Annotated in this window: 8 protein-coding genes; 2 read left to right on the forward strand and 6 right to left on the reverse strand. The window is 64.4% G+C overall.

All coding sequences use genetic code 11. From position 1 onward, the window contains the following. Nucleotides 1-254: 254 nt before the first annotated feature. From VKP01_RS12740 to VKP01_RS12755, 4 genes are all read right to left on the reverse strand, one after another. Nucleotides 255-1982, reverse strand: a complete 1728-nt coding sequence (locus VKP01_RS12740; RefSeq protein WP_324412847.1) for an IlvD/Edd family dehydratase — start codon at nucleotides 1980-1982, stop codon at nucleotides 255-257. Nucleotides 1983-2127: 145 nt separating this feature from the next. Further along, nucleotides 2128-2958 (reverse strand): 3'(2'),5'-bisphosphate nucleotidase CysQ, encoded by an 831-nt coding sequence (cysQ, locus tag VKP01_RS12745; protein ID WP_324412849.1) that lies wholly within the window; start codon nucleotides 2956-2958, stop codon nucleotides 2128-2130. A gap of 131 nt (nucleotides 2959-3089) precedes the next feature. After that, nucleotides 3090-3638 (reverse strand): sigma-70 family RNA polymerase sigma factor, encoded by a 549-nt coding sequence (locus tag VKP01_RS12750; RefSeq protein WP_324412851.1) that lies wholly within the window; start codon nucleotides 3636-3638, stop codon nucleotides 3090-3092. Beyond that, nucleotides 3635-3916 (reverse strand): NepR family anti-sigma factor, encoded by a 282-nt coding sequence (locus VKP01_RS12755; protein WP_324412853.1) that lies wholly within the window; start codon nucleotides 3914-3916, stop codon nucleotides 3635-3637. The genes VKP01_RS12750 and VKP01_RS12755 overlap by 4 nt, the downstream gene beginning before the upstream one ends. Before the next feature lie 387 nt (nucleotides 3917-4303). On the opposite strand from VKP01_RS12755, the gene VKP01_RS12760 reads away from it, so the two are divergent. Continuing rightward, the gene (locus VKP01_RS12760) at nucleotides 4304-5107 is read left to right on the forward strand and encodes a response regulator (protein ID WP_324412855.1); all 804 of its coding nucleotides are present in this window, start codon (nucleotides 4304-4306) and stop codon (nucleotides 5105-5107) included. Between the two features lie 37 nt (nucleotides 5108-5144). Here VKP01_RS12760 and VKP01_RS12765 read toward each other — a convergent pair whose 3' ends face one another. Together VKP01_RS12765 and VKP01_RS12770 are read right to left on the reverse strand one after the other, a co-directional pair. After that, a complete protein-coding gene (locus VKP01_RS12765) occupies nucleotides 5145-5573 on the reverse strand; it encodes a SufE family protein (protein WP_324412860.1) in 429 nt (142 codons plus the stop codon). Nucleotides 5574-5678: 105 nt separating this feature from the next. After that, a complete protein-coding gene (locus VKP01_RS12770; protein ID WP_324412857.1) occupies nucleotides 5679-5993 on the reverse strand; it encodes a hypothetical protein in 315 nt (104 codons plus the stop codon). A gap of 300 nt (nucleotides 5994-6293) precedes the next feature. Between VKP01_RS12770 and VKP01_RS12775 the strand changes: the two genes are divergently transcribed. Continuing rightward, nucleotides 6294-7912 (forward strand): sensor histidine kinase (locus tag VKP01_RS12775; protein ID WP_324412859.1); only part of this gene is annotated, 1619 nt, incomplete at its 3' end.

Here is a 7912-nt window from a genome sequence, read left to right on the forward strand (position 1 = left end):
CCATACAGGCGCTGGAGATCGACAATCCGCGCATCGCGGACCTGTCAGCCTGGTGCACCCCCGCAGCCGAGACCCCGCAGATCATCATAGACGGCTCGCAGGAGGGACAGTACCACGTCGCCGCCTGAACGGGCCTGATGATCAGCATCCAGGAGATCGACATCCCGGAGCGGCGCGGCTGCCCCGGGATGCTCATTTAACCATCCCCAACTGTCACGAATCCGGCTCGGTCTCTCTCCAACGAGACCTTCCCCTCAGATCTCGCCGTCCTTGCGCAAGAAATCAAAGTCGCAGCCCTCTCCGGCCTGGTTCACCTGCGCGAGATAGAGGCCGCGATAGCCGCGTTGCGGACCGGCCATATGGGGCGGCGGGGCGAAATCCGCACGGCGGCGGGCGAGTTCGTCTTCGGCGACGTCGAGATCGAGCCTGCGCGCCTCGACATCGAGGCTGATCGTATCACCGTCGCGCACCAGGCCGAGCGGGCCGCCGACAGCGGCTTCCGGGGCGATGTGCAGGACGATCGTGCCGAAGGCCGTGCCGCTCATCCGCGCATCGGAGATGCGCACCATGTCCTTCACGCCTTGCCGGGCGAGCTTGCGCGGGATCGGCAGATAACCGGCTTCAGGCATGCCCGGCGCGCCCTTGGGGCCCGCATTGCGCAGGACGAGGATATCATCGGCGCGCACGTCGAGATCCGGGTCGTCGATGCGGTTGGTCATGTCTTCCACCGAATCGAACACCACCGCGCGTCCGGTATGGCGCAGGAGTTCGGGCGACGCTGCGGATTGCTTGATGATGGCGCCGTCGGGGGCCAGATTGCCACGCAGAACTGCCGTCGCGCCACCGCTCTTCAAGGGGTTGTCGCGGGTGCGGATGATGCTCTGGCCCGGTACGTCCTCGGCCCGGTCGATCACTTCACCCAGGCTCACGCCATCGACGGTGGGCGCATCCAGCATCAGGTGATCACGCAATTCGCGCAGGAGCGCCGGCATGCCGCCGGCCCAGTGGAAATGCTCCATGTAATGCGCGCCGGAAGGCTTGAGATCGATCAGAACCGGCACTTCGCGGCCGAGACGGTCGAGTTCTTCGAGGTCGAAATCGAAGCCGAGCCGGCCTGCGATCGCGGCGAGATGCACGACCGCATTGGTCGAGCCGCCGATCGCCTGCAGCACCACCATCGCATTGTGGAAGGCGGCCTTGTTCAGGATCTGCGTCGGGCGCGTCCCGGCTTTCGCCAGAGCCACGGCCTTCCGGCCGCTGGCCTCCGCCGAACGGATCCGGTCGGCATGGGTGGCGGGGATCGTGCCAGTGCCAGACAGGGCGATGCCCATCGCCTCGACGAGGCAGCCCATCGTGCTCGCCGTGCCCATCACCATGCAGGTGCCCTGCGTCGGTGCGAGCCGCTCACTCACCGCCTCGATCTCCGCCTCGTCGATCTCGCCGGCGCGATGCTGCGCCCAGAGCCGGCGGCAATCGGTGCAGGCGCCGAGCACCTCGCCCTTGTGATGGCCGACGAGCATCGGCCCGGTGATCAGCTGGATGGCAGGAATATCGGCGCTCGCCGCCGCCATCAGCTGGGCCGGGACGGTCTTGTCGCAGCCGCCGATCATCACCACCGCATCCATCGGCTGGGCGCGCACCATCTCCTCGGTCTCCATGGCCATGAGATTACGCAGGAACATGGAGGTGGGATTCGAAAAGCTCTCATGGATCGAGATGGTGGGAAATTCCATTGGCAGGCCACCCGCCAGCAAGACACCGCGCTTCACCGCCTCGATCAGGCGCGGCACGTTGCCGTGGCAGGGGTTGAAATCGGAAAACGTGTTGGTGATGCCGATGATCGGGCGGTCGAGCGCATCATCGGAAAAACCCGCCGCCTTGATGAAGGCCTTGCGCAGGAACAGCGAAAACCCCGCATCGCCATAGCTCGTCAGCCCCTTGCGCAGCCCGGATGCCGGTGCCTTCTTGTGATCGTCGCTCATGATTGCCCCCCTCATCGGCGTCGTGGCTTGCACCCGCCACGGCTCAACGGGTTCAGGCTTACCAGTTTCATGAGGGGCCCGGAACGGCCTTGCCGGGGGTGCGGGTGCAAAGCGGCCTGCGCAAGCTGCGTGGCCTGTGAGGGCTCTAGAGTCGCGCCTTCAACCGCGCGTCACCGAATGCGCAGAAATCCGGATTGCCGAAATCGCGGTCCACCCCGGCCACTTGTCGCGCATAGCGCAGCGGCGCGCCGGCGAGATCGACCACGCACCCCCCCGACGCCCGCAGGATCGCATCGCCCGCCGCCGTATCCCATTGCATGGTGGGGCCGTGGCGCAGGTAGAGATCGGCCGCACCCTGCGCGATCCGGCAGAGCTTGAGGGAAGAGCCGAGCGGCTCGACCGCCCCCGGCGCGAAGCGCGCCAGCGATTTGCGCGTCTGCGCATTACAATGCGAACGGCTGACCAGAGCGACCGCCCCGTCTTCGGTCACGTTGCGCGCCCGGATCGGGCGGATATCCCTGATCACCGGCTCATCTTCCTCGAGATCGACCCGCCCCGCGAAGGCGCCACGGGTGCCGTCGGCGAAGACGATCTCGCCGCGCGCCGGTGCATGGATGACGCCCATCACCGGTTCACCATCAACGATCAGCGCGATATTGACGGTGAACTCGCCATTACGCTCGACGAATTCGCGTGTTCCATCAAGGGGATCAACGAGGAAGAACCGGTCCCCGACATCCGGGATGTCGCCGGCTGCCGCAGCCTCTTCGGCCACGATCGGAATATCGGGAGCAATCTCGCCAAGCCCGGCCGCAATGACGTCTTCGGCTTCGATATCGGCCCGGGTAACGGGGGAATCGTCGGGCTTGGCTTCGACGTCGAAGGGCCCGGTATAAATCGTCATGATGGCCCGACCCGCCGTCACGGCGACCCGGGCCAGATCTTCGATATCGGGGGTGCCATTGGCTGCGGCCATGACCGTCTCGTCGTCAGCTTCCGCGCACCGGTGCGCCTCAGCCCTGAGCTAAGCGTATCCGGCAATGCCTGTCGACTGCGCGGTTTTGCGGATGGCAGCTGGCGCGTTCCGCACATCCGCACTGCTCCGGCTCAACTCGCCGCCTGCTGCAGCGCCGCGCGGGTCATCTGATCGGGCCCCAATGCACTGTCATCGTTCAGGTCGAGCATCTCGGCCAGCCGCGTGCGGGCGCGGTTGACCCGGCTCTTGATCGTGCCCACCGCACATTCACAGATCTCGGCGGCCTCCTCGTAGGAGAAGCCGGAGGCGCCGACCAGCAACAGCGCCTCACGCTGATCGTCCGGCAACTGGGCCAGCGCCGCGCGGAAATCCTCGAAATCGAGATGCGCACCCTGTTCCGGCCTGCTCACCAGATTGGCCGCGTAATTGCCGTCGGGATCCTCCACTTCGCGCTTGCGCTTGCGGAATTCCGAATGGAACAGATTGCGCAGGATCGTGAAAAGCCAGGCATTGAGATTGGTGCCGCGCTGGAAGCGATGAATATTCGCCAGAGCGCGCATCAGGGTATCCTGCACCAGATCATCGGCACGGTCGACCTTGCCGCAAAGCGATATGGCGAAGGCGCGCAGGCTGGGAACCGCTGCGAGCAGTTCGTCACGCAATTCGGGCTCAATGCTCATTGGCCATCCTCCCGATCCGCCTTTGATTTGTTTTCCGGATCATCGAGCTGGTCGAGCAGCGCGCGGAAGCGATCGGGCACGGGCTGATCCATCAATTCGGCATACATGGAGCGCAACTGATCGCCGATGCGCGTTTGCGTCGGTCTGTCGAGCTGCGGCTTGTGATGATCCGCATCGGCGCCCGTTCCGGCGCCCGGTACCCCGCCCTTCTCGCGATCGGCCATGTCGTCCTGCCCCCGATGATCACGCACCCGCTCCACCGCGTCACGGGCGCTCAACTCTCGCTTTGCCTGTTGTCTTAACGGAGATCCGCCGGATGTCACCCCGTCGGCGACGGCTGACAGAGCCCGTGGCTCCACTCGTCTGTTCATGGAACAATGCCTCATTTTCACCGCGTGAAAGCCATCGAAAGGCTTGGGAAAATCACGTCGTGCACGAGTTCAATGCAGCAGGAGAAGAGAAGTTCCGCGCAAAGCGGCGTTGTTGCAAAATTTTTCGACTTGGGCGGGAACCTGTGGAAACATCGCGCGTTATCAACGGTAGGTGCGCGTGCACGTCCGTGGTTGATGTTCGGGCGATGCAAGCACATTCAGGCTGTTTCGCGTGACCGGGCACCGGGATCGTGCCTGCCGAACCCGGATGACAAAGTATAAGGATGACACCGTATGTCGACTGCCGAGCTCGTTGCCCCGCAACTGCCCTATCTGAGACGCTATGCACGCGCATTGACGGGGTCCCAGGCAGCCGGGGATGCCTATGTCGCCGCGACGCTCGAGGCATTGATCAACGACCCCTCCCCCCTTGACGAAGCCGCTCCGCCGCGGCTGGCGCTGTTTCGCGTCTTCACGGTGATCTGGAATTCGCTCGCCGTGAACGAGCAGCGCGAGACGATCGAGCGTGACCTGCCCGCCGAAGCGCGGCTTGGCGAGATCACCCCTCTTCCGCGCCAGGCCTTTCTGCTGTCATCGCTCGAAGGCTTCGCCGAGGAGGAAGTCGCCGAAATCCTCGACAGCGATCTCGGCGCCGTGCGGGCGCTTGTCGATGATGCAGGGCGCGAACTCGCTGCCGATATCGCGACGCAGATCATGATCATCGAAGATGAACCCCTGATCGCCATGGATCTGGAGAGCCTCGTCGAGAGTCTTGGCCATCAGGTGACCGGGGTCGCGCGTACACGCAGTGAAGCCGTGACGCTCGCGGGTGAAAAGCGTCCCGGACTGATTCTCGCCGATATCCAGCTGGCCGACGGCTCCTCGGGTCTTGATGCGGTGAACGATCTTCTTCAGACCTTCCAGGTGCCGGTGATCTTCATTACCGCCTATCCGGAGCGTTTCCTGACCGGGGAACGCCCCGAACCGGCCTTCCTGATCGCCAAGCCGTTTCAGCCGGCCAATGTTTCCGCCGTGATCAGCCAGGCCCTGTTCTTCCAGCAGACATCGCACAGACGCACGGCAGCTGCCGGAAGCTGAGCCGCGCACCACCAGGAAACTTTCGCAGGAGGTGGTATCAGGCCGCCTCTTCCAGCGCCGCCTTCGCGTCATGCTGGATGCGCTGCACCATCGCGCGCACACCGTTCGAACGCTGCGGCGTTAGATGCTCCGACAAGCCCAGCGAATCGAAGATCTCCGCCGCATCGGTCTCAAGAATCTCGCCCGCCCGGCGCCCGGAATAGAGTGCGATCAAAAGCGCCACCAGGCCGCGCACGATGTGCGCATCACTGTCGCCGCGCAGATTCAGCACGGGTGCACCCTCGGCGCGCTCCACATGCGTCTCCAGCCAGACCTGGCTCGCACAGCCTTGCACCTTGTTGGCGTCGTTATGCGCCTCCTCGGGAAGCGCAGGCATGAGCTTTCCAAGTTCGATAATGTAACGATAGCGCTCCTCCCAATCGTCGATAAATTCGAAATTGGCGAGGATTTCGTCGAATGTCGGCATCATGTCTCTATGATGGCTCTCGGTGGCGCGCGCGCAAGGGGGGCAGCGCGCCCAATCAAAAAAATTCTGCCCGTCGGATCAGGCGATGGCGACCGACCGTCACACTCACTCACGCGTCGTGGTGCTATCGAGCCCCACGCCGCGCGCGATCTCCTCGGCGAGGCGCTCGCGGGCATATTGGGTGATCGCGTCCCGGTCCTGCCCGTATTCGCGCTGGAGGATTGCCGCGATCGTATCCACAGGCGTGTCTTCGCGGCGCGGCGCGGTCGCCTCCTGCATCGGATCGAGCAAGGGGGCAGGAGCCGGCAGACTGTTTGCCACGGCCGGTGTCCGATCAACGCCCTCGCTCCCCCCTCCCCGTTCCGGTGAGAAGTAGAAGATCACGGACACGACGGCGAGGAAACGGATGAGGAAGGACATCTGGCTCTCCGGTTGTGCGCGCGAGCATTGGGCGCAAAGCGTGAATCGCCCCTTTCCGCCGCGCGCCGATCACACCCTGATCATCGCGCAAAGTTAACGGGCCGTATCTGCGCGTCCGGAAAGGAGACGTCGATGGGCTTCATGCGTTAACGAAGCATTCGCCATAAACCATGGCCCTGCCGATCGGTATCGTCGCCTTAGTGTTCGCTTAAGTCACCCCTGTGAATATCCCCGCAATCGACAGACAGGGAGCGCGGCGCTTTCGCGTTCAGCATGGTCAAGACAGACAGGTACTCGGAATTGCAACGCAGACTGGCCGATCTCGTGCATGATTCGGCGCGGGGCGAGCCTGCGGAAGCGTCGCGGCATCGCCGCTTCATCGCGACACGCCTGATCATGGGTGTGATCGCCCTTGCCTGTCTTCCGGTTTATTTTGCCATGCGTGGCGGTGCCCCGCATGCGGCGGAATACGTCGTCTTCGCCTGCCTGATCGCTCCGCTCTTCGCCGCCCTCGCCCTGTCACGCACCGGCTCCCTGCCGCTGGCGCATACGATCTCGGCCATCGCCTTTGCCGGGCTGATCGTGGCGATTGCCGGCACGACCGGCGGGCTCGCTTCCGCCGCGACGATCTGGCTCGTCACCGTACCCCTCGAAGCGTTGCTCTCGGGCTCGCGCCGCTCGGCGACGGCGACGACGCTCGTCGCCATCATCGCCGTCGTGGGTATCGCGCTGATGGACAACAGCGCGACCCAGGCGGGCTGGCTGCCTTATATCGCAACACCGGTCTTCGCGCTCGTCGCCATCGCTCATGCCGGCGCCCTGGTCTCGGCCGCCTCGCGCCGCGAGGCTGATGACCGCCGCGAGATCGCCCGGCGCGATGCTCAGGATCGCCATCTGCTCCAGATCATCGACGATCTCGTCACCTGGCATGATGGTAACGGCCATGTCAGCCATGCCAGCGCCGGTGCAATGAAACTGCTCGGCGTGCCCTCGGGCGCCCTCGAGGAGCGCGGCCTGCTCGGGCGCGTTCATATCCAGGATCGTCCCGCCTATCTCAAGGCGCTCAGCGATGCCGCCACGGGATCGACGCATGTCTGTGCACAGTTGCGCCTGCATTACGGCGATGCCTTCGCCGGTGAGAATGGTCGCGTGATCTGGGTCGAGATGCGCGCCTATCGCCTCGAAGGCGAGGCTTCCCGTCCCGGCCCGGTCATCGCCGTGATGCGCGATATCAGCCGGCAGAAGCAGCATGAGGACGAGCTCGAAGCAGCCCGGCTTCGCGCCGAGAATGCCGATGCGCTCAAGGGCCGCTTCCTCGCGACGGTGAGCCATGAGCTGCGCACTCCGCTCAATGCGATCATTGGCTTCTCCGAAATCCTGGCCTCCGACAGCATGAGCTACCTCGATGCCGAGCAGCGCCGCGACTATGCGCGCATCATCGGCGAATCGGGGCACCATCTGCTCGAGGTGGTCAATGCGCTGCTCGATATCTCGAAGATCGAAAGCGGCAATTTCGATTTCACCGCGACCCGTTTCGACATGGCCGCGCTCGCCCACGGCAGCATCGAGCTGATGCGCCTCAAGGCCGAGAGCCGCAATGTCGCGCTTGATCTCGACATCCCGCAGGATCTGCCTGGCATTACCGCCGATCAGCGCGCCTGTCGGCAGATCCTGATCAATCTTCTGTCGAATGCGGTGAAGTTCACGCCGGATGGCGGTCGCGTCTGCCTCGGGCTGCGTGCCGATGCGCGGCGCATGCGCATCACCGTCTCCGATACGGGCATCGGCGTCGCCGCACAGGATCTCGCTCAACTGGGCAATCCCTTCTTCCAGGCCGGCAGCGGCCATGGCAGCGGCAATTACGATCGCGCACATGAGGGAACCGGCCTCGGCCTCTCGGTGGTGCGTGGCCTCGTCGG

The sequence above is a fragment of the Saliniramus sp. genome, assembly GCF_035311605.1.
In the GTDB taxonomy this organism is placed as follows: Bacteria; Pseudomonadota; Alphaproteobacteria; order Rhizobiales; family Beijerinckiaceae; genus Saliniramus.

Coding starts and splice junctions, on each gene's coding strand:
- VKP01_RS12740 (WP_324412847.1), bottom strand. CDS start 1,982: ATGAGCGACGATCACAAGAAGGCACCGGCATCCGGGCTGCGCAAGGGG.
- cysQ (WP_324412849.1), bottom strand. CDS start 2,958: ATGGCCGCAGCCAATGGCACCCCCGATATCGAAGATCTGGCCCGGGTC.
- VKP01_RS12750 (WP_324412851.1), bottom strand. CDS start 3,638: ATGAGCATTGAGCCCGAATTGCGTGACGAACTGCTCGCAGCGGTTCCC.
- VKP01_RS12760 (WP_324412855.1), top strand. CDS start 4,304: ATGTCGACTGCCGAGCTCGTTGCCCCGCAACTGCCCTATCTGAGACGC.
- VKP01_RS12765 (WP_324412860.1), bottom strand. CDS start 5,573: ATGCCGACATTCGACGAAATCCTCGCCAATTTCGAATTTATCGACGAT.
- VKP01_RS12770 (WP_324412857.1), bottom strand. CDS start 5,993: ATGTCCTTCCTCATCCGTTTCCTCGCCGTCGTGTCCGTGATCTTCTAC.